The sequence below is a fragment of the Pediococcus sp. genome (genome assembly GCF_003533255.1).
GTDB lineage: Bacteria > Bacillota > Bacilli > Lactobacillales > Lactobacillaceae > Pediococcus > Pediococcus parvulus.
In genome coordinates this window covers 26,744-44,926 of record NZ_DOEM01000014.1, presented here as the reverse complement: position 1 = coordinate 44,926, position 18,183 = coordinate 26,744, and the positions used below count along the sequence as shown (strand labels likewise).

Sequence of the window (18,183 nt, the reverse complement as noted above, 5' to 3'; positions counted from 1 at the left end):
TTGTTCAGTTTTCAAAGGTCTACCAATTGTCTTTTAAGAAAAATTTCTTTTTCCTTTGCGATAACTTTATTAGTATATCATCTGGCTAGCAGCTTGTCAACAAAAACTTTTAATTCTTTTTTGAAGAAGCAAGCTGTTCTCCGTCAGGCAACGTATATAAATATACCAAGTCATAAACATTTCGTCAAGCATTTTTTGAAATTTGTTTTGATTTGTTTCATTTTTTGCTGAAAATCACCGTGTTTTTCACCTATACCAATTTCAGATTGACTGCTTTTGATACCCATCGGATAAGCCATTTCCTAGTCGTTGAACGCCTAAATCAATTTGTGAAAGAGAAACGCTACTAAAACTAACTCTCGCGCCATTTTTATGTGATTTATCTGGAAACAGATTGGTTGAAGGAATCACCATCACATGAAAACTGGGCTTTAACTGTTTTGTTTGAATGCTTTCTAGGTCGATATTCTCCGGAACAGTAATCCAAGTGAAGAATCCACCCTGTGGTTTCGTATAACTTACATTGTTTGGCATGTATTGTTGCATTGCTTTCATCATAGCATCCCGTTTGATTCGATAACTTTTTCGCAACTTCTCTAGATGGTTCGACAAACTATACTTTGATAGATAAGCATTCACTGTTTGAATCATGATATTTGAAGTCTCTAGATCCGCACCAGCTTTCAATTCTTGCAGCCGATTAAAAACTTGACCACCAGCTGATAACCATCCCAAACGCAATCCGGGAGCCAAGATTTTTGAAAAACTTCCTAATTGAATTACACGATTTTGTGTGTCCATTGACTTCAATGTAGGTAATGGCTCCCCTTCGTATCTTAGCCAGCGATAGGGAGCATCTTCCAAAATCAAAACATCATAACGGTTAGCTAATTCAATTAACTGCTGACGTTTTTCCAATGACATTACAATGCCAGTAGGATTTTGAAAATCTGGAATCGTATAGATAAGCTTTATGGAATTTTGAATTAGCATACGTTTTAGTTCAGTTAAATTCATCCCATCATCTTCCATGCTAACGGAAAAGTAATTTGGTTCATAAGCATCAAACGCAGCTAATGCGCCAATATAAGTTGGTCCTTCTACAACCAAACCGTCGCCTTTGTTAATTACAAGCTTAGCAACTAAGTCCAATCCTTGCTGGGCACCTTGTGTCATCATAATCTGATTAGCACAAGTTACTGTGCCATCAGCATTCAACAAATCAGCAATTTTGCTTCGCAGCTCAGCAGATTCCTCACCCACCTGATACTGTAAGGGTGACTTTTGGTTAGTAACTGCAATTTGAAAACTTTCTGCTAATTCTTGGTTGGGAAACAAGCTGGCATCAGGAAAGCCACCCGTAAAAGAAATCATTTCAGGATCTCTACTTGGATAGATAGCATTCAACCCACTTTTTGAAGTTAACGAAACTCGACTAGCAAATTCTTCTTCCATTACAATTCCTCCATACTTTTTCGGTTTCCTTATTGACTCTATGATACTAATTATTTAGTATGAAGTAAAACTCAACGTTCTCAATAGAGCGTGAATGCTTTTCATCACTAAACTATTTGAAATTTACGTTTCATACTTATATATAGAAGGAAGTGCATTAGATGGCTAATTTTTCATATGAGATTTTTGCTCAAGTCGTGACCACTAACAATTTCGGTCAAGCCGCAAAAATACTAAACGTAACCCCAAGTGCAGTCAGTCATGCAATCAGTCAATTAGAACATGAACTAGGATTTCCATTATTTATCCGTAACCGAACTGGTGTGGAACTGACACCAGATGGCCAACAAATTTTACCTGTCATTCAGCACATTTTAAACAGTGAGGCTCAGTTGCAACAAGTTGCCGATCAAATCCGTGGTCTAAATTTAGGAACCGTTCGAATTGGCGCATTTAGTAGTGTGTGCATAAACTGGTTACCCACAATTATTCGCCGGTTTAAGAAAAAATATCCTGGCGTCGAGGTGACAATCACCCAAGGGACCTTTTCAGAAATTACCGAAATGACTCGCATTGGCTCTGTCGACATTGGCTTTGCCACACTTCCAGTAGATTCGCAGCTTCAAACAGAATCTCTAATCGAGGATCCTATCTACTGCGTCACTCCAGCAAACTTTGTACCCAAAAACAAAACTTATATTACAACCGATGACATTGGTGATTATCATTTTATTCTTCAACAAATTGACTATGATCGTGATACCAAGAAAACTTTGGATCAATACAACGTGGCCCCGAAAGCCATTAGTTATTCAATCGATGATCAATCCATCCTTTCTATGGTAGAAAGTGGACTGGGTTTTGGAATTTTGCCTAAGCTAGCGCTGCAAAAGTTGACTGGTGATGTGAATGTTTATCCCTTTTCACACCAATACAACCGCACAATCTGTCTCAGTGTCAACAAAACTCAAGCTGCATCCCCCTCTACAAAACTTATGATGACCGAAATCCATGATTACCTGACCCAACACTATCAAGATGATTACTTGGGGCATCGTTCAAAATAAACATAAAGCTAATCTCTGGTTGTAAGTTAACTCTTGTGGCCGGTGTGCAACGATATATTTATATGGATGGTGAAATTTGTTATTTTCAAAAGATCCATATTGTTCAAAAATAAACATGTGAGACTTTCACAAACCAAAGTTCAATCCACTGTTAAACAATTAGTGGATATAGATTGATTGGGCGGCCCAAAGAGTGACATATGAGGAGGATCTTTAGTATGAATAAATTAAAACTGCAGGTTACAATCGACAGACCAAAAGGATATGTGGATCAGTTTGGAAACGTATATCCATTAAACTACGGCTATATTTCTGGTATTATTGGCGGCGATGGTGAAAAACAGGATGTCTATGTGATATCAAAAAATGCAGAAACTCCCATCGGAACTTTTACTGGTATACTTGTCGCAATCATTCATCGTGATGATGATGTTGAGACAAAATGGGTAGTTACATCTGAAAAAGAAGTAATATCCGAAAAAGAAATTTTTGAAAATACCCAATTTTTAGAAAAGCATTTCAACTCAAGAATAGAAATCCTGTAAATCTGCTGCTTTTCAAATGAGTATAGTAGCATTTAGAGCGTTTAAGCAGACTTTACTAGGCAGATAACAGAATCGTCTTAGTTTCTCTGTTCATTTTAAGGCTAAATTGACATATCCATTTCTGAAATGCTTTTACCTATTCTTATTGGTGAAAAATCTGTGCGTTTAATACTAGCAAGAAGTTATTACCTTTAATAAAATCTAACATTAAAATAATAAACACGTACGATCCCAAATACCCATAAAGCGCCAAATTATCAAACAGCACATTGCCTAAGATAATTTGACGCTTTTTTGAATTTTCCCATATCTTTAGAAAAGCTTCTGTATATAGAAGAGCAAAGATTTCAAATTATTTCTAGGTGTTTAATCAGTAGGACCGCTCGGCAAAATAAGAGGCTGATTATAACCACGACTCCCGCGGGATTGCGATCCCGCATCCGTCGTGGTTATAATCAGCCTCTTACCATTTTGCCTCGCGCACTCTACTTAATTCGCACCAAGAAATACTTCTTCTTTCCACGACGGACAATGACAAACTTCCCTTCAAAGTGAGCACTTGGATCAATCTCTGCATCCACATCCTGCACCTTTTCACCATTAATCCAGATCGCACCATTCTTTACATCTTCTCGCGCCTGTCTTCTCGAAGCCTCAATCTTCGTATCATCAACCAACCACAATATAATGTTTTTCTTCTCAGCACTAACCTCAACAGATGGCATATTCTTAAATCCCTGTTCAATCTCTTCTGCAGTTAAATCCTGCACCTCACCAGAGAACAAAGCCTGAGTAATATGCTGTGCCTCAACCACCGCCTGTTTGCCATGCACAAATTCCGTCACTTCTTCTGCCAAACGACGCTGAGCCTCACGCTTCTCAGGCTCCGTACGTACCTTTTCTGCCAACGCCTTAATTTCGTCTTCATCAAGGAATGTGAAGTACTTCAAATATTTCACTACATCCCGATCATCCTGGTTAATCCAGAATTGATAGAATTCATATGGTGACGTCTTCTTAGGATCCAGCCAAACAGCTCCACCGGCCGTCTTACCAAACTTAGTCCCGTCTGCTTTCAACATTAATGGAATCGTCAGCGCAAACACATCTGTATCTGAACCTTCAATTTTATGGATCAAATCAATTCCAGCAGTAATATTACCCCATTGATCAGCACCACCAATTTGTAACTGAACATTTTCATGTTTATATAGATGAAGGAAATCAATTGATTGTAAAATCTGGTACGTAAACTCTGTGTATGAAATCCCTACTTCCAAACGACTTGCGACAACTTCCTTATTCAACATTGTATTCACATTAAATAACTTACCGTAATCGCGCAAGAAATCTAACAAAGAGATTTTTGAAAGCCAATCGTAGTTGTTCACGATAGTAAAGTTTTTCGTCCCAAACAGCTTGATCATTTGTGCGGATAACGCATCTTCATTATGTTTAACCTGCTCCATAGTCTGTAGAACTCGTTCAGAGTTTTTACCCGAAGGATCACCAATGGCACCAGTTCCACCACCAATTACAATTACCGGATGGTGACCCTGAAGCTGGAATCGTTTCAACATCATAAAGGGAATCAAATGGCCAATATGCAAACTATCACCAGTTGGATCAACACCGCAGTATAAACCAATTTGTTTCTTATCTGTAAGTTCATGTAATCCTTCTTCATCCGTTGTTTGATTGACGGCACCCCGCCATTTTAGTTCATCAATAATATTCATGTAATCGTCCTCCTTATTATTTTTGATATAAAAAAAATCCCTAAAGTCAATAAAGACTCTAGGGACGAATTTTTCCGCGTTACCACCCAAGTTATTACATTTCAATGTAATCACTCAACATCGATAACGGGATGAATCGCTAATTTAGGATTAGAAGCTCAACAAGTGTAATTCACAATTATCACATTCTGGTTCGCAATCCCACCAGATCTCTGAAATGTTGGATAATCTGCTACTTCGGTTGTCTCAATGCTTTTAATGTTAATTACATATTAAGAGAGTTGATTTCGCAAGTCAAGCATCTTTTTACAAAACTAGGCGAATCAGCGCCATACAAATAATTCCGACCACCACAATCACAATCAAACTTTTAGAAATAATGGCGGCGATAAACGCGGGCACAGTTGCTAACAAATTATCGAGATTGACCGTTGGTAACGAGCCAGCGTGATGAGTAAAAATGTTTTCCATAATCAGCGCCGTCATAATGACAATGGGCACAAAACTCAAATAGCGAATCAACCACTTTGGTAAATCGAAGTTTTTAACCAGTACAAACGGAATTACCCGCGACAGCCATGTAACCAAGCCACAGCCAATAATTGCCCACATAACTTTCATCGTGATCGCCATTGTTCCACCACCATTCCTAAAAAGCATCCAATCAATGTCGTGGCAATCAACGCCACATTATCAGAAAAGAAAATTGTTAAGCCATACATTAACGCACAAATAATGACCACCATGACAACCTGAAATCCAAATGCTTTGCTGCGATCGGTAATCATTGCAGGTAGAGAAGCCCGATAAACATCGCCACAAGGGCAAAATCAAGACCAAACGCTTTTGGATCACCAACCAAATTTCCAAGAATGCCACCAGCTGCCGTGGCCAACGCCCATGTGAGATAGGCAACCAGATTGGCCCCGTGAAACCAGCTTGGTGTCAAACGATGATTCGTAAAATTAAGTTTGTTCATGCTTAACGCGAAAGATTCATCTGTTAGCAAAGTACCAATCCCAATGTTTTGCCAAATCGAATCTTGGCGAAAATATTGAGCTACCGTGGTACTCATTAAGATAAAACGCGCATTTACTAAGAATACAGACAACATGATAAACGGAATTGAACTGCCAACCAGCAATAAACTTACCATGATGAACTGTGCCGAACCAGCATATGTAATTAAAGACATCAAGAAAATTTCTAGAACACTCAAACCACTCGTTTTTCCGACAATTCCAAACGCCAAACCAATGCCAATGTACCCAAATACAGTTGGCAACGCATCTTTAACACCTGTTTCAAAATTTAGTTTATCATTCACTCAAGTTCATCCCTTACCCACTTTTATTTCCGCCAACAGCCTTTTTAACAAAAAATCAATTTATAAACGTTTTATTTGTTATAATTTAGACAAACTATTGTTCAGGAGGCACCCCTATGAAAACCTTGTATATCGACCACATCACCGTTGGCTCTTACACTTATCTTTTGGCAGTAGGTGACCGCGGTTTAGCTTTTGTCAGTTCGAACACTGATGGCGAAGATGACCTGCAGCATTATTTTCCTCACGTTCAAAAAGTGAAAAATTCGGTTAAGACCAATGCCTACGCACTAGCACTTAAAAAACTGTTAACCGGCGAATCGCAAAAATTCTCTCTACCAGTAGAGTTCAACGGAACCCCTTTTCAAAAATCTGTCTGGCAAGCTCTTTGCAATGTTCCTTATGGAGAAACGACAACTTACAGTGCATTAGCCGAAAAAATCCACCGACCAACTGCCATTCGAGCGGTTGCTAATGCAGTCGGAAGAAACCCCAATCAAATTGTGATTCCTTGTCATCGTGTATTGCGAAAAGACGGTTCAATTGGTGGTTATCATGGTGGTTTGCCTTTAAAACGTGACCTGTTAGCTCTTGAAGCGCGCACAAAACAAAGTTAACCTACCACTTCAAAAAGTTCACAAAGACAGTTCATATCTTCACTAAATGTTTTGCCAGCCTCTTTGTATTCTTGCTTAAAAAATGCCTCATGGACCTTACGCCAATAAGCTAATGTGCGATCACCTTCGCCTTCGTAGTACGCGTGTTCAGCGGTTACATTTTTATAAGGAACGACCTCCACAGCGAGTGTTTTTGTGATGCAAACTGGATGACCATGACCATCCAAAATCATGTTATATTCACCGACCTGCGGATAAGCCTCATCTTCTTCATATAAATCATATGCCGAAGTTGTGGCTGTTTTTATACCTCTGAATGTCAAATCAGCAAGTTCATTTGCCATCTCAGGTGTAGAGCCAAACGTCCAAGCACTGTAAACAGCACCATTTAACTGCTGCTCCTTTACAAACGTTTGCCAATAGGCTTTAATTTCAGCTTCATGTGACACCAAATCACCTCATTAAATATTTTTACCATTATAGCATTTTTACACGCCTCAAGTCCGTATCAATGTGCTACAAAATTGATTCGTTTTTCCTCATGGCGACTGGTCTTAACCATCTAATTAATTTAAACTTTCGGTCTGGTGTGATACGGTTTATTCAGGTAACTTAAATATAAGGAGATTATTTTTATGACAACTAAATTATCACGCGGTAAATTTGAAAACTTACAAAAACTAGCAGATGACGAAGGCACCATTAACATTCTGGGATTAGGTGAACAAACTAAATTTCAAGCGATGATGAAAACTGCTGAAGAGTCTGCCGGCCATCAATTTGAAGTTGATCAATGCATCGAATTTAAGCAAATTTTATCAGAGTTCTTATCACCAAATGTTTCCGGAGTGCTTTTGGATCCAACGCTGGGCACTAAAGCCATGCAATCTCGATCCAAGGATACTGGCCTAATCACCGTCTATGAGTTATCCGATCAAACACCTGACCACCTTTCCTTAAATCGTTTAGTTCATGCCAAAACGAATGGCGTCAAAGTTCGCGTGGTTTACAATCCCCACACTGATGAACAGACAACTGATCAAAAACTTGCGCTACTAGAACGCGTCGGCGCAGAAGCTTTAGCAGCTGATCTGCCCCTCTTTGTGGAACCCGTTGTTTATGATGATCAAGTTTCTGATAAATCAAGCGCCGAGTTCGCCAAATTGCAACCTGATCTGGTCATCGATACCATTAAGGAATTAACTAAAGAACGATATCACATTGACATTCTTCAAATAGAAACACCAATTAACTTTGCTTACACAGAAGGATTTGCAGAAAGCAATGCAACCGTTGTTTATTCTCAACGTGAAGCCGCAAAATTGTTGAAAGAAGCCAGTGACACCACCACGCGGCCATTTATTTTTCAAACTGGTGATAATTCTGTTGAAACCTTTCGAACTGCGGTTAAATTTGCGGGAAAGGCTGGAGCAAAATTTTCTGGTGTGATGACCGACTATTCTTTAGTCCAAGATGGCATCACTGCCTACGCTACTGAAGGGGAAAAAGGTCTCCATCAATGGTTAGAAACAACTGGAAACAAGAACTTAACTGATCTAAATGATATTCTCGAAAACTATGCAACTCCTTGGTACGATCGGTTTGGAGGTCAAAAAGATTTAGAGCTCTTTGACAATACAATTAAATTATAAAAATCTAGAATAAACGCAATTTAGATTGTTATTTTGAACAAATGGTGCTATGATATCGGTGTGATATCAAGTAAACGGTTTCATATTCATTTTTATTTCTTAGAGGAAGTAGATTTTTATGAAAATTAGTGCTGATGTTTTAAAATCTCAAATTACGTTTAAGCCACAAAAAGATGGCGTTGATCCGTTTTTATCCTGGTGCCACATTCAGATTGATGGGGAAGAATATCCTCGTGGTGGGAAAAGTCTTTTAAAAAAACGAGTTTCTCGACCGAAAGTGCGTTCCAAAACAACCGTGGCTTATGACAAAGACAAAATTGATATCATAATTGAGGGTAATCTATATAAAAGTTATCCGATTACTGACCTTAAGTCATTAACAGTTTTCATCATGAGAGGCTTTGCTGTTTACTACCCTGGTCGTGTTTCTAACAACACGATTTCTATTTTAGAGTTTCCAGACACGCAATATTACTTTGACACACCAACCCCATTGCCGGCGGCCATTTTGTTGGCATCACCAATTTTCGATCACACTACCGTCAATGATCCGATGAATCTCAAAAAGTTCGGAAGTGGGCAAAGTTTACAAGATATGAATGACCACATTGCTCGGATAGGTTACGAAAACTTGGTGAAAGATACGTCACTAAGTTGGTTGGCAACTACTTTTAATCCAGAAGAAGAGCCCTATCAACTTATGACCAATTGACAAAAGGCAGTTTGTGGCTTATCTTTGAGAAACTTAGACGTTTCAAACAGGAGGTCACAACTATCAGAGAACAGCATTTAATCAAACCTAAATATGGCTCACGTGCATTTTCGACATTTTTGTACTTCATTTTCATTCTAGCAACAATCTGTTTGTTTACAGTTTTCAATAAAAGTTTCGGTCAGATTGTAGCCACAAGCGATCCCATTGTGGACCGGATTGTGAGTGTTGTAAACGAAAAGCTACCTCAATATGATGGCTATTCCGTTCAACTCACTGAAGCTGTTATTAAACCTGATCTTAAAACTGCCGTTGGGCAAGTTTATGACGGTAAACAAATAAAAGTCGATCCAACAGCGTTTCAAAATAGTGTCAAACAACAACTTCAAGCGGACGGCGTGTCCACACTCATTATTAATTCTTCAATTGGAGCATCGATTGAGACAAAATTAACTGGTGAATATCAAAGTGCGTTTCAAAATCAATATTTGCTCGAATTTCGCGACCAGCTTCCAACCTACAAAATGATTACCTATCTCGTTATGCTAGTCACGTTTGTGTTTGGAACCTTATTTAGAATTCGGTATCGCAGATCAAGACATTATTAAACCAAAAGGGCAGTTAGGTTCTGAGCGCCGCCTAGACTAATCAGAAGAATCTGCCTTTTTCTTCAAAGTTTAGAAATAACATTCAGAAAATATAACGAGGCCGGACAAAACTATGTTTTTGTCCGACCTCGTTTTCTATTCTCCAGCTTTTTTGTTACCACGATTTTAGCAATCGATCAATTGTCACCAAGACCCCATTTTCATCATGGCTTGGCGCAATTTCGTCTGCAATATCTTTTATAGCTTGCGGCGCGTTTGCCATTGCAAATCCTTGTCCCGCTTCCTTTAGCATCTCCACATCATTACCACCATCCCCAAAAGTAACTACGTTTGCCATCGGCATATCCAGAAAGTCTGCGACGCGTTTAATCGCATTTGCTTTATGGGTATTAGGAATGATTAAATCAATATCGCCATGGCCTGAAGACACGGGTAATAATTTACCTGCAAGCTCATCATCCAACAACTGCAAAATTTCTTCCGTTTTCTCATCTGGACACGACATGCCAATTTTCATAACTGGATCGTCAATGGTAGCCAAATCAGGAACTAACTTTAGTTTATAGTAATATTTAGCCGTCATCTCGGCAAATGATTTAGGAGCTGAATCCAAAACATACGCACTTTTTTGTGCACTCACCACCGGATAGACGTCATCCAGACTAGCTAAAAATGAAATAGCATGCTGATAAACAGCGGGATCCATCTTTGCCGAATACACAATTGTTTCATCAGGTTGCTTCACTAATGCCCCATTATCCGACACAAACCAAATCGAATCTGCGGTATGGGGAAAAAACGCGCGTAACTGTGAATCCTGATTCCCGCTGGCCACTACAAACGTCACGTTCTTAGCTTGCATCCGCGGATACAACTCTAAAAAAAATTGCCGATCAAAATTTTGTTGACTGTTTAAAAATGTGCCGTCCATATCAACAGCAATTAATCTATTTGTCATGTCTAATCTCCTATGCGTTTTCATAATTGATTTAATCATAACAAAAAGCGCTTACAAAATAAAGTAAGCGTCGGCTAAGTTTGTTCGTAATTTATTGAACCATCTCATCTTCAACCGCTTTAATATACTTCTTTGCAATAACTACACGCCCATTAAAATCCGTAATCCGCATCAAGCTATGTCGGTCTTCTTGACAGACGGTCTCCATGTCCAATTCAATCAAATAGGTATTTTCATATTCCTTAATGGCACGTCCCCCAAACCCATTCTTAATCATGGGACACTGATTACAAACAACCTCAAATCTTTGATAACTACATTCTTCATCCCTCATGACGATCCTCCTACATTTTTCTTATGCTTAAGATAAGATTTACTTTAAATAAAAAGTTTGAAGAATGTGTGAACAAAGTTTAGATTAAGATTGAAGTTATAGATTGCATAATAAAAAGAGGACAGGTAAAAAATAGTTTTGCCCGACCTCTTTTTATTTAGTAACCGGAAGAAGCACGGTAAATATCGTACCGCCACCCGGATTATCAGTAACCTTAATTTTTCCTTTATGCGCGCGGACAATCCATTCCGCAATTGACAAACCTAATCCATTTCCACCGGTCTGCTTATTACCCGATTTCTCTTCACGATAGAATCGTTTAAAAACTGATTTTTTGTTTTTATCACTAATTCCAATTCCTGTATCACAAATCTGAATTTTTAAATTACGAGCTTCAATATTACTATTAACGGTTATCGTCGCGCCTTTTGGTGTATATTTTATCGCATTATCCAATAAAATAACGATTAATTGGTGCACCCGTTTGGCATCTAATAAAACTGGGCGATCTACATGAATTGATTTCACCAAATTTTTATCTTCACTAGCAATCAAATCCGTATAAGGTTCCAGAATTTCATTTATGAAACTTGAAAAGTCCACTGGCGCTTTTTCCAGCGTAATCACGTTGGAATTGGCCCTCGCCAATGTTAACATATCACTCGTTAATCCATTTAATCGGCGTATTTCCGAAAGCGACATGATAATAGCCCCCACCTGATTTTTTATGGTGTCATTGGGTTTAGTCATCAAGCCTTCAAGTTTATTTTGGATAATCGTCAATGGTGTTCGGATTTCATGCGCCGCACTATCCACAAATTCCTCTTGTTGTTGCCAAGCTTTCAGTACCGGTTTCATATTAATCCTGGAAATAATGTAACTAATGATAAAGACGATTAATCCGAACACGATGAAAGAGGCTAACAAGAGATTCTTGAATCGATCAATACTTTGAATTTCTGGTGTAATATTTTTCAAAACCAATGCATATTTGGGCTGCTGGCTCGTCGGTAAGGTTTTCCCACTTCGGTTTACCATCAATTGAGAATTTACTTTTAAATAAACTCCCCGCATTGTGACACTACCAACCTTAATATTATAAATTTTGTTCAGCTGTGACTTACCAACTTTAACTTTGGAAACTGAACTCGACATATTACTCAAATTTTGTGAATTAACAATTTTCCCTTTCGAATTATAGTACACCGTAATCGTTTGAAAATCTGGTGGCCCCATCATATTGGTACTATTGGCAGCCATTGTGGCCCGCCGGCTCAGCGTATTATCAATACTGGTATAGGTATTTCGTTGATAAAAAACAAAAATAATCGTTCCCAAGATTGTAAAAACAATTAAAAAACTAAAGAACTCAAATAAAAATAGCTTAATTTGTTGCTTTCGATTTACAATTTTATCCATTAATTCACTTCCAAAAGAAACCCTACATTACGTAAAGTTTGAATCAATTTTGGCCGACCTGCCTTTTCTAGTTTGCGGCGAAGATTACTAATATAAATATTCACGACATTAATCGTCGTATCGGAATCCATCCCCCAGATTCGGTCAAAAATTTGTTCTCGCGACACAATAATGTTTTTATTCTGTGCTAAATACGCTAAAATCTCGTATTCTTTTCCCACCAATTTTAGTGGTTGCCCATCAACTGTAACTTGTCGATTCTCAGTATTTAACCACATGTCATCATCGACCATCAATCGTTTGTCATCTTGATAAACACCACTGCGTTTGAGCAAGGCTTTTACCCGCACAATTAATTCCTCTCGATGAAACGGCTTAGTTAAATAATCGTCAGCCCCAGTATCAAAGCCGGTAATTTTATCTTCCAAACTATCTTTAGCCGTCAAAACTAAAACAGGGGTCTCAATTTTTTCTTTTCGAATATTTTTGATGATCTCTAAACCATTCATCAGCGGCAACATCAGGTCAACGATGAACAGATCGTAAGGCTCTTCAGTTGCCAAGTATTCGCCTTCTTCACCATCAAACGCTTGCTTGACTGAACCAATATCAACTAAAAAGTCACGTACACTGTCCGAAAGCTGATGGTCATCTTCAATTAATAAAATTTTTACAATATCTGCCATCTTGCATCCCTAATTTCTTTTTTTGATTTCTTTACCATTTTAACCTACAAAATGGGGTTAAGACAAAGAATAATATTGTCTTAACCCCATTTTCCAAGTATTTGGTGTTATGCAACAACAAATTCTCGATTTTCCAAACTGATCTTAACATCGCCCTGATCCGCAATTTTTGGATCATGGGTAACAATAATAACAGTTTTATGGTGTTCATGTGCTAAGTCCTGGAACAACTTAATGATCATAGCCGAGTTTTCACCATCAAGGTTTCCAGTTGGCTCGTCAGCAATTACGATATTGGCATCCACCAGCATCGCCCGGATAATGGCAACTCGTTGTTGTTGCCCGCCAGAAAGTTTCTGCACGTTTTTCTTAGCATCAGCTTCCTCGATTCCGACGCCCTTAAGAGAATCAAGGACAAACTGTTTTTCGCCTTTATGTTCTGAATCAGTGACAGATAGGGCCGTTAAAATGTTATCCAATGCCGACATATAATTTAATAAATTATACTGTTGAAACACAATTGCAACTTTATGTTTTCGATAGTTGGTAGCACCAATCTTTTTAATGTTTATACCATCTAAAAAAATATCTCCTTTTTGTGGCTTATCTAGACCGGCAATAAAGGATAAGAAAGTTGTTTTTCCTGATCCTGATGCACCAACTATTGTATAGACTTTGTCAGAATCAAAACTTAAATCAACATCTTCATATAGTGGTTTATCTGCCTGTCCGTACCAGTGGGTTAAATTTTTTACTGTTAACATTTCTTCAACTCCTTATTTTTCTTGGATTTTTTTATTTTTTGAATTGCTATAGCTTTTATTCACCTATCAGGATATCCTTCGGCCTTAATCTCAAAATACTAATTGCCGAAACACAAACTGCTAAGGCAATAATAACTAAGCCCATTCCGCCTAATTTAATAACTGAGCTTGGACTGATACTTGTGTTTAAAGTCTTCAGTGCTTTCTTACTTGCAGAACTAGTTGTCGATTGAGTAGTCATAGCTCCACCACGCATACCACCGCCAGTTTGGCTGGATCCAGGAGCACCGCCGCCTCCAGGACCACCATTGGCTCCTGATGTAGAGGTTACGGACGTTGTTTGCTGTTGGGCCAACAGCTGATTACCCACTTTGTTGCCCACAAAATTTCCTAATAGCAGGGCAATAACCATGGCCCCGATTAAAATAACAAACAGTTCCGAGAAAAGCTGGCCGATAATGTGCATTTTTGATTCGCCCAGTGAAACTAAAACACCAATTTCTCTTTGACGTGTTCTTACGGACAGGATAATGATCAAACCGAGAATAATTGTTCCGGCAATTGCAACTAACCACACAATCTTCTTCGCAAATGCTTGAACGTTTTTCATTGGTTGCAACAATTGTTGATAACTTTCATCGTTTGAACTTACGCTAAACGAACTACTATTTATAATGCTCTTAATTTTTTTAGTTGTTGATTTTTCTTTTGCTGAGTTTGAAAGTGTATAGGTAACTGTACTTGATTTACCCTCTGTACCAGTAATTGTGGCAGGTAATGTGTAGCTGGTATAAATTGTGTTGCTAGGATCACTACCAGGCATACTGCTTGTGCTTGTCGATTTAGCTTTGTAAATCCCGACAACTTTCAATTTAATGCTCTTTTTACCAGAAGTTGTCATTTTTACGGTAATTGTATCTCCAACTTTGATCCCATTAGAACTTGCCAGTTCCTTTTCAATGACCACGTTCTTGCTATTGGCATCACTTGTCGTTATGTTCCGTCCGGAAACAATTTTATCTTCTTTAGAGATGAATGAAGAAGTAAGCTTTGTGCTTGAAACGCCATCAATGGTGATATTACCAGTAGATGCACCGCTGGCACCGCCTTTCATCATGCCACCCCCTTGAGAACCAGTAGTGGTTGAAACGGTATCAAACGAACTAGCGTTTACTGAAGCTGTATTGGTAATATTATAGTAAGCAACAGTACTTAAACTACCTGCTTTCTTAAGTTTTGCGTTAGAGACTGTCGGTGTTGTGATCGTCTTTGTCTTTGACTTTGACACACTTGAACGCATCTTCGAAAACATTTTGTTACGATTGGCCGAAACACTAATCGTAGTTCCTGCCGATTTTGTCACACTATTTGTCGCAGAAACTGCGGCGTTTTGAATAATGATTCCTGATAATACAAAAACCAGAATTGCAGACATAATCAACAGCAATAATAAGCTTTGCCCTTTTTTATGGGTCAAATAAAGCGTTGAACGTTTTAAATAATTCATTCTTTCATCTCCTTGAATTGATAAACTCATTTTACGTAAGTTACGTTAAACGAAGATTAAGAATTTTTAGGAATGGTTGTTTTTTATATCCTCTAAATTCATACTGATGACTTAGGCTGATTTTCGGGCCGGAAATCTTCTATGCTCCGGACGTTGTCCATTCTTGTGGCCGAAGTTCTAGCCGCAAGAAAAGTGGTGCGCTTAAACTGCTTTTGGATTTTAATTATCTGTCTTTTTAGACAGAAAAAGACCGAATCACATTCGCGGTATGATTCGGTCTCTAAGCTATACAGGGGAGTTAGCTTTCAATGATGTAAGTTAATTTTTACAGGGGAGTTGAACATATGGAAAATATTCCATCTTCTTCCAATTTGGAAGGTTATGAAAAAACCACTTCTTTCTCAAATACTAATGACTATTTTTCTCTCAAAAAAACTCATCTTCATTAAGAACACCAAATCATGCTACGTCATTAAAATGACCTGTTGGAGTGGTTCCTTCTTAATGAATAAACACATCTTAAAACCTTCACTTTAAACGAAGATTAAAAGCCAAAAAATATTCTTTTATTTTGATACCTCTTGCTCATTGCTGTAGTAAAAAGAACCACACGACTTTTTGAGTTGAATTCCGGGCCGAAAATCTTTCGTGCTTCGGACGTTGTCCATTCTTGTGACCTCAGCTGACCGCAAGAAAAATGGCGCGCTTAAACTGCTTTTGGATTTTAATTGTCTGTCTTTTTAGACAGAAAAAGACCGAATCACATTCGCGGTATGATTCGGTCTTTAAGCCAGCCGGGGAAGTCAGCTTTCAATGATGTAAGTTAATTTTACAGGGGAGTTGAACATATGAAAAATTTCATCTTGAAAGGCCATTCTGCTCTTCCACTAAAAGGGCTATTGAACTGTTGCTTTCTTAATGAATGAATTCATATTAATACCCTCACTTTAAACGAAGATTAAAAGTAAAAAACGATTTGAAATTTCTTGTAACTCCCTCTTCAATCATCCTTGTCGCCCCAACTCTGACCACAAGAAAAATGGTGTGCTTAAATTGCTTTTGGATTTTAATTTTTTGTCTTTCTAGACAGAAAAAGACCGAATCACATTCGCGGTATGATTCGGTCTTTAAAGCTATACAGGGGAGTTAGCTTTCAATGATGTAAGTTAATTATTACAGGGGAGTTGAACATATGAAAAATCTCATCTTGAAAGGCCATTCTGCTCTTCCACTAAAAGGGCTATTGAACTGTTGCTTTCTTAATGAATAAATTCATATTAATCTCCTTACTTTAAATAAACATTAAATAAGCAAAATAATTCCAAATAGGTTGTGAGCAGTTAACTTTACTTATTTATAGTAAGCATGTATGATACTTATTGTACTCAAGTAAACAAATCTTTGAAAGATGGTGAATTTAATGAAGATTAACATTAAAGATCAAGCAAAAGCCTACTTAACAAGCAAGATTCCTGCAGGAAAACATGTATTTTTAGCACTAGACGATGGTTCCAGTAAGTTTTCAAAACTTGGTGGTTCATGTTCGATCGGTAATAAATTCCAGTTGGTCGTAGCTGACCAATCAGATCCAGAATATGGTGTTGAATTAGAAAACAATGCTGGTTTAACAATGACAACCGCAGAACCCGAAACCACATTTCTTGGTAATGGTTTAGCGCTCGACTATAAGAATGCTTCATTAAAATTAACTGATGACAGTGGTGTACTAGATGGTGCCGTTACCGTTGACGCTTACACAACACCCACCGAAGATAAAAATGCTATGAAAGCAGAAATGTCCGAACTTGGCGGCAAAATCTGCTAAACAATTAAAAATCTAAACTAAAAGGATGGCAAATTTGCCATCCTTTTCTATTACCCATAAGTTTGTTCAAAATCAACAACAGCTCCCCTTAAATTAGCCTGGTCCGTATATTTACATGAGACCACGTCTGGTTTAAGCGAAGCAATCTTTACTTGTTTTCTAATTTTTTCGATGTTCTTTTCGATGTTTGGAATCAGATCTGGATTATTGGAAACTGCGCCACCAATGACAATTTTTTCGGGATCAAAACTATATTGTAAATTATAAATACCTTTTGCGAGTGCCCAGTACATCTTATTTACTTCAGCCTTCGCCGTTTCATCCCCAGCCTTAGCCAGATCGAAAACTTCTTTACCTGATTTCTCCAAACCTGTTTTTTTATTATATCTTTTAGCTACTCGAACCGAAGTGCCCAACTCACTCAAAGTATAAGTATCATCCGATAAAGTAAACCCAAATTCACCACCAAATAAATGCGCGCCATGCCAAATTTTGTGATTAATAATGACTGAACCGCCAACACCTGTTCCAATCACCAAAAACAGTAAGCTGTCTGCCCCCTGTCCAGCACCATCCGCTAATTCAGCTAAAGCCGCACAATTTGCATCGTTTTCCATACTAATGTTCAGTCCAAATCGTTTTTCTAACTCCGGTTGAATTTTAAAGTTATGAATGTATGGTAGCGCGCTTGCGCCTTCAATAACACCAGTCTTCTTATTCACTGCACCGGGGGAACTAATTCCGACCCCTTCAATATGAAACTGGTTTTTCATTTTCAAAACTTCTTCTGTCAAAACATCGTAAAATTCGGCCAAAGTGGCTGGTGTCTTTCGAGAAGTATGTCCTGCCAAGTCCTGACCATCCCATACTGCAAACTTAATTGTTGTTCCGCCAATATCAATCAATCCAATGTTACTCAACTCAAATCACTTCTATCTTTTATTTTGAAATCGCATACATATTTATTA

At 38.1% G+C, this 18,183-nt stretch carries 18 protein-coding genes, 1 pseudogene and 1 other annotated feature; of the genes and pseudogenes, 7 read left to right on the top strand and 12 right to left on the bottom strand.

Translation table 11 applies throughout. From position 1 onward, the window contains the following. Nucleotides 1–261: 261 nt before the first annotated feature. Nucleotides 262–1,455, bottom strand: coding sequence for an aminotransferase-like domain-containing protein (locus tag DD627_RS04175; RefSeq protein WP_057784828.1), 1,194 nt, complete (start codon nt 1,453–1,455; stop codon nt 262–264). Nucleotides 1,456–1,616: 161 nt separating this feature from the next. On the opposite strand from DD627_RS04175, the gene DD627_RS04170 reads away from it, so the two are divergent. Together DD627_RS04170 and DD627_RS04165 are read left to right on the top strand one after the other, a co-directional pair. After that, a complete protein-coding gene (locus tag DD627_RS04170) occupies nt 1,617–2,522 on the top strand; it encodes a LysR family transcriptional regulator (protein ID WP_260268002.1) in 906 nt (301 codons plus the stop codon). Between the two features lie 218 nt (nt 2,523–2,740). After that, nucleotides 2,741–3,067, top strand: a complete 327-nt coding sequence (locus tag DD627_RS04165; protein ID WP_057784830.1) for an inorganic diphosphatase — start codon at nt 2,741–2,743, stop codon at nt 3,065–3,067. Between the two features lie 485 nt (nt 3,068–3,552). Here the strand turns inward: DD627_RS04165 and tyrS are convergent, their stop codons facing one another. The 3 genes and pseudogenes from tyrS to DD627_RS04150 all read right to left on the bottom strand — a co-directional run bounded on the left by tyrS (nt 3,553) and on the right by DD627_RS04150 (nt 6,133). Continuing rightward, nucleotides 3,553–4,806 carry a tyrosine--tRNA ligase gene (gene tyrS, locus DD627_RS04160; RefSeq protein WP_068805056.1) on the bottom strand — a complete coding sequence of 418 codons (1,254 nt, stop codon included), beginning with the start codon at nt 4,804–4,806 and terminating at the stop codon, nt 3,553–3,555. Between the two features lie 57 nt (nt 4,807–4,863). Then, nucleotides 4,864–5,065, bottom strand: a binding site (T-box leader). Between the two features lie 47 nt (nt 5,066–5,112). Continuing rightward, nucleotides 5,113–5,439 carry an AzlD domain-containing protein gene (locus DD627_RS04155; RefSeq protein ID WP_260274260.1) on the bottom strand — a complete coding sequence of 109 codons (327 nt, stop codon included), beginning with the start codon at nt 5,437–5,439 and terminating at the stop codon, nt 5,113–5,115. Further along, nucleotides 5,424–6,133 (bottom strand): annotated as a pseudogene (locus DD627_RS04150) (AzlC family ABC transporter permease). Before DD627_RS04150 ends, DD627_RS04155 begins: the two are co-directional and overlap by 16 nt. Nucleotides 6,134–6,249: 116 nt before the next feature. On the opposite strand from DD627_RS04150, the gene DD627_RS04145 reads away from it, so the two are divergent. Further along, nucleotides 6,250–6,750, top strand: a complete 501-nt coding sequence (locus tag DD627_RS04145) for a methylated-DNA--[protein]-cysteine S-methyltransferase (RefSeq protein ID WP_057784834.1) — start codon at nt 6,250–6,252, stop codon at nt 6,748–6,750. On the opposite strand, the gene DD627_RS04140 is transcribed toward DD627_RS04145, so the two are convergent. Beyond that, nucleotides 6,747–7,199, bottom strand: coding sequence for an ASCH domain-containing protein (locus DD627_RS04140; protein ID WP_057784835.1), 453 nt, complete (start codon nt 7,197–7,199; stop codon nt 6,747–6,749). The two genes, DD627_RS04145 and DD627_RS04140, sit on opposite strands and share 4 nt — an antisense overlap. A gap of 186 nt (nt 7,200–7,385) precedes the next feature. Here DD627_RS04140 and DD627_RS04135 point away from each other — a divergent pair, with 186 nt between their 5' ends. The 3 genes from DD627_RS04135 (at nt 7,386) to DD627_RS04125 (ending at nt 9,722) form a co-directional block, all read left to right on the top strand. Next, nucleotides 7,386–8,402 carry a tagatose 1,6-diphosphate aldolase gene (locus tag DD627_RS04135; RefSeq protein WP_260274262.1) on the top strand — a complete coding sequence of 339 codons (1,017 nt, stop codon included), beginning with the start codon at nt 7,386–7,388 and terminating at the stop codon, nt 8,400–8,402. Between the two features lie 118 nt (nt 8,403–8,520). Beyond that, nucleotides 8,521–9,114 carry a hypothetical protein gene (locus tag DD627_RS04130; RefSeq protein WP_057784837.1) on the top strand — a complete coding sequence of 198 codons (594 nt, stop codon included), beginning with the start codon at nt 8,521–8,523 and terminating at the stop codon, nt 9,112–9,114. Nucleotides 9,115–9,125: 11 nt separating this feature from the next. Next, nucleotides 9,126–9,722 (top strand): hypothetical protein, encoded by a 597-nt coding sequence (locus DD627_RS04125; RefSeq protein WP_260266695.1) that lies wholly within the window; start codon nt 9,126–9,128, stop codon nt 9,720–9,722. 154 nt (nt 9,723–9,876) lie between these two features. Here the strand turns inward: DD627_RS04125 and DD627_RS04120 are convergent, their stop codons facing one another. From DD627_RS04120 to DD627_RS04095, 6 genes are all read right to left on the bottom strand, one after another. Next, entirely contained in the window at nt 9,877–10,680 is an 804-nt protein-coding gene (locus DD627_RS04120; RefSeq protein WP_057784839.1) for a Cof-type HAD-IIB family hydrolase, read from the bottom strand. A gap of 91 nt (nt 10,681–10,771) precedes the next feature. Beyond that, nucleotides 10,772–11,014 (bottom strand): hypothetical protein, encoded by a 243-nt coding sequence (locus DD627_RS04115; protein ID WP_260266693.1) that lies wholly within the window; start codon nt 11,012–11,014, stop codon nt 10,772–10,774. 153 nt (nt 11,015–11,167) lie between these two features. Further along, nucleotides 11,168–12,433, bottom strand: coding sequence for a sensor histidine kinase (locus DD627_RS04110; protein ID WP_068805037.1), 1,266 nt, complete (start codon nt 12,431–12,433; stop codon nt 11,168–11,170). After that, nucleotides 12,433–13,119: a response regulator transcription factor gene (locus DD627_RS04105; RefSeq protein ID WP_057784843.1), complete on the bottom strand. Its 687-nt coding sequence runs from the start codon at nt 13,117–13,119 to the stop codon at nt 12,433–12,435. Before DD627_RS04105 ends, DD627_RS04110 begins: the two co-directional genes overlap by 1 nt. A gap of 107 nt (nt 13,120–13,226) precedes the next feature. After that, nucleotides 13,227–13,883, bottom strand: coding sequence for an ABC transporter ATP-binding protein (locus tag DD627_RS04100; RefSeq protein WP_057784844.1), 657 nt, complete (start codon nt 13,881–13,883; stop codon nt 13,227–13,229). Nucleotides 13,884–13,938: 55 nt separating this feature from the next. Continuing rightward, nucleotides 13,939–15,390 (bottom strand): ABC transporter permease, encoded by a 1,452-nt coding sequence (locus DD627_RS04095; protein WP_260274264.1) that lies wholly within the window; start codon nt 15,388–15,390, stop codon nt 13,939–13,941. Between the two features lie 1,420 nt (nt 15,391–16,810). Here DD627_RS04095 and DD627_RS04090 point away from each other — a divergent pair. Next, nucleotides 16,811–17,215 (top strand): iron-sulfur cluster biosynthesis family protein, encoded by a 405-nt coding sequence (locus DD627_RS04090; protein ID WP_057784080.1) that lies wholly within the window; start codon nt 16,811–16,813, stop codon nt 17,213–17,215. A gap of 50 nt (nt 17,216–17,265) precedes the next feature. Here the strand turns inward: DD627_RS04090 and DD627_RS04085 are convergent, their stop codons facing one another. Beyond that, nucleotides 17,266–18,135: an ROK family protein gene (locus tag DD627_RS04085; RefSeq protein WP_057784078.1), complete on the bottom strand. Its 870-nt coding sequence runs from the start codon at nt 18,133–18,135 to the stop codon at nt 17,266–17,268. Between the last annotated feature and the right edge of the window lie 48 nt (nt 18,136–18,183).

What these genes read in the sequence shown, in the direction of transcription:
- DD627_RS04090 (WP_057784080.1), top strand. Translation starts at nt 16,811, where the DNA reads ATGAAGATTAACATTAAAGATCAAGCAAAAGCCTACTTAACAAGCAAG.
- DD627_RS04115 (WP_260266693.1), bottom strand. Translation starts at nt 11,014, where the DNA reads ATGAGGGATGAAGAATGTAGTTATCAAAGATTTGAGGTTGTTTGTAAT.
- DD627_RS04170 (WP_260268002.1), top strand. Translation starts at nt 1,617, where the DNA reads ATGGCTAATTTTTCATATGAGATTTTTGCTCAAGTCGTGACCACTAAC.
- DD627_RS04095 (WP_260274264.1), bottom strand. Translation starts at nt 15,390, where the DNA reads ATGAATTATTTAAAACGTTCAACGCTTTATTTGACCCATAAAAAAGGG.
- DD627_RS04100 (WP_057784844.1), bottom strand. Translation starts at nt 13,883, where the DNA reads ATGTTAACAGTAAAAAATTTAACCCACTGGTACGGACAGGCAGATAAA.
- DD627_RS04165 (WP_057784830.1), top strand. Translation starts at nt 2,741, where the DNA reads ATGAATAAATTAAAACTGCAGGTTACAATCGACAGACCAAAAGGATAT.
- DD627_RS04120 (WP_057784839.1), bottom strand. Translation starts at nt 10,680, where the DNA reads ATGACAAATAGATTAATTGCTGTTGATATGGACGGCACATTTTTAAAC.
- DD627_RS04145 (WP_057784834.1), top strand. Translation starts at nt 6,250, where the DNA reads ATGAAAACCTTGTATATCGACCACATCACCGTTGGCTCTTACACTTAT.
- tyrS (WP_068805056.1), bottom strand. Translation starts at nt 4,806, where the DNA reads ATGAATATTATTGATGAACTAAAATGGCGGGGTGCCGTCAATCAAACA.
- DD627_RS04130 (WP_057784837.1), top strand. Translation starts at nt 8,521, where the DNA reads ATGAAAATTAGTGCTGATGTTTTAAAATCTCAAATTACGTTTAAGCCA.
- DD627_RS04135 (WP_260274262.1), top strand. Translation starts at nt 7,386, where the DNA reads ATGACAACTAAATTATCACGCGGTAAATTTGAAAACTTACAAAAACTA.
- DD627_RS04175 (WP_057784828.1), bottom strand. Translation starts at nt 1,455, where the DNA reads ATGGAAGAAGAATTTGCTAGTCGAGTTTCGTTAACTTCAAAAAGTGGG.
- DD627_RS04110 (WP_068805037.1), bottom strand. Translation starts at nt 12,433, where the DNA reads ATGGATAAAATTGTAAATCGAAAGCAACAAATTAAGCTATTTTTATTT.
- DD627_RS04155 (WP_260274260.1), bottom strand. Translation starts at nt 5,439, where the DNA reads ATGGCGATCACGATGAAAGTTATGTGGGCAATTATTGGCTGTGGCTTG.
- DD627_RS04105 (WP_057784843.1), bottom strand. Translation starts at nt 13,119, where the DNA reads ATGGCAGATATTGTAAAAATTTTATTAATTGAAGATGACCATCAGCTT.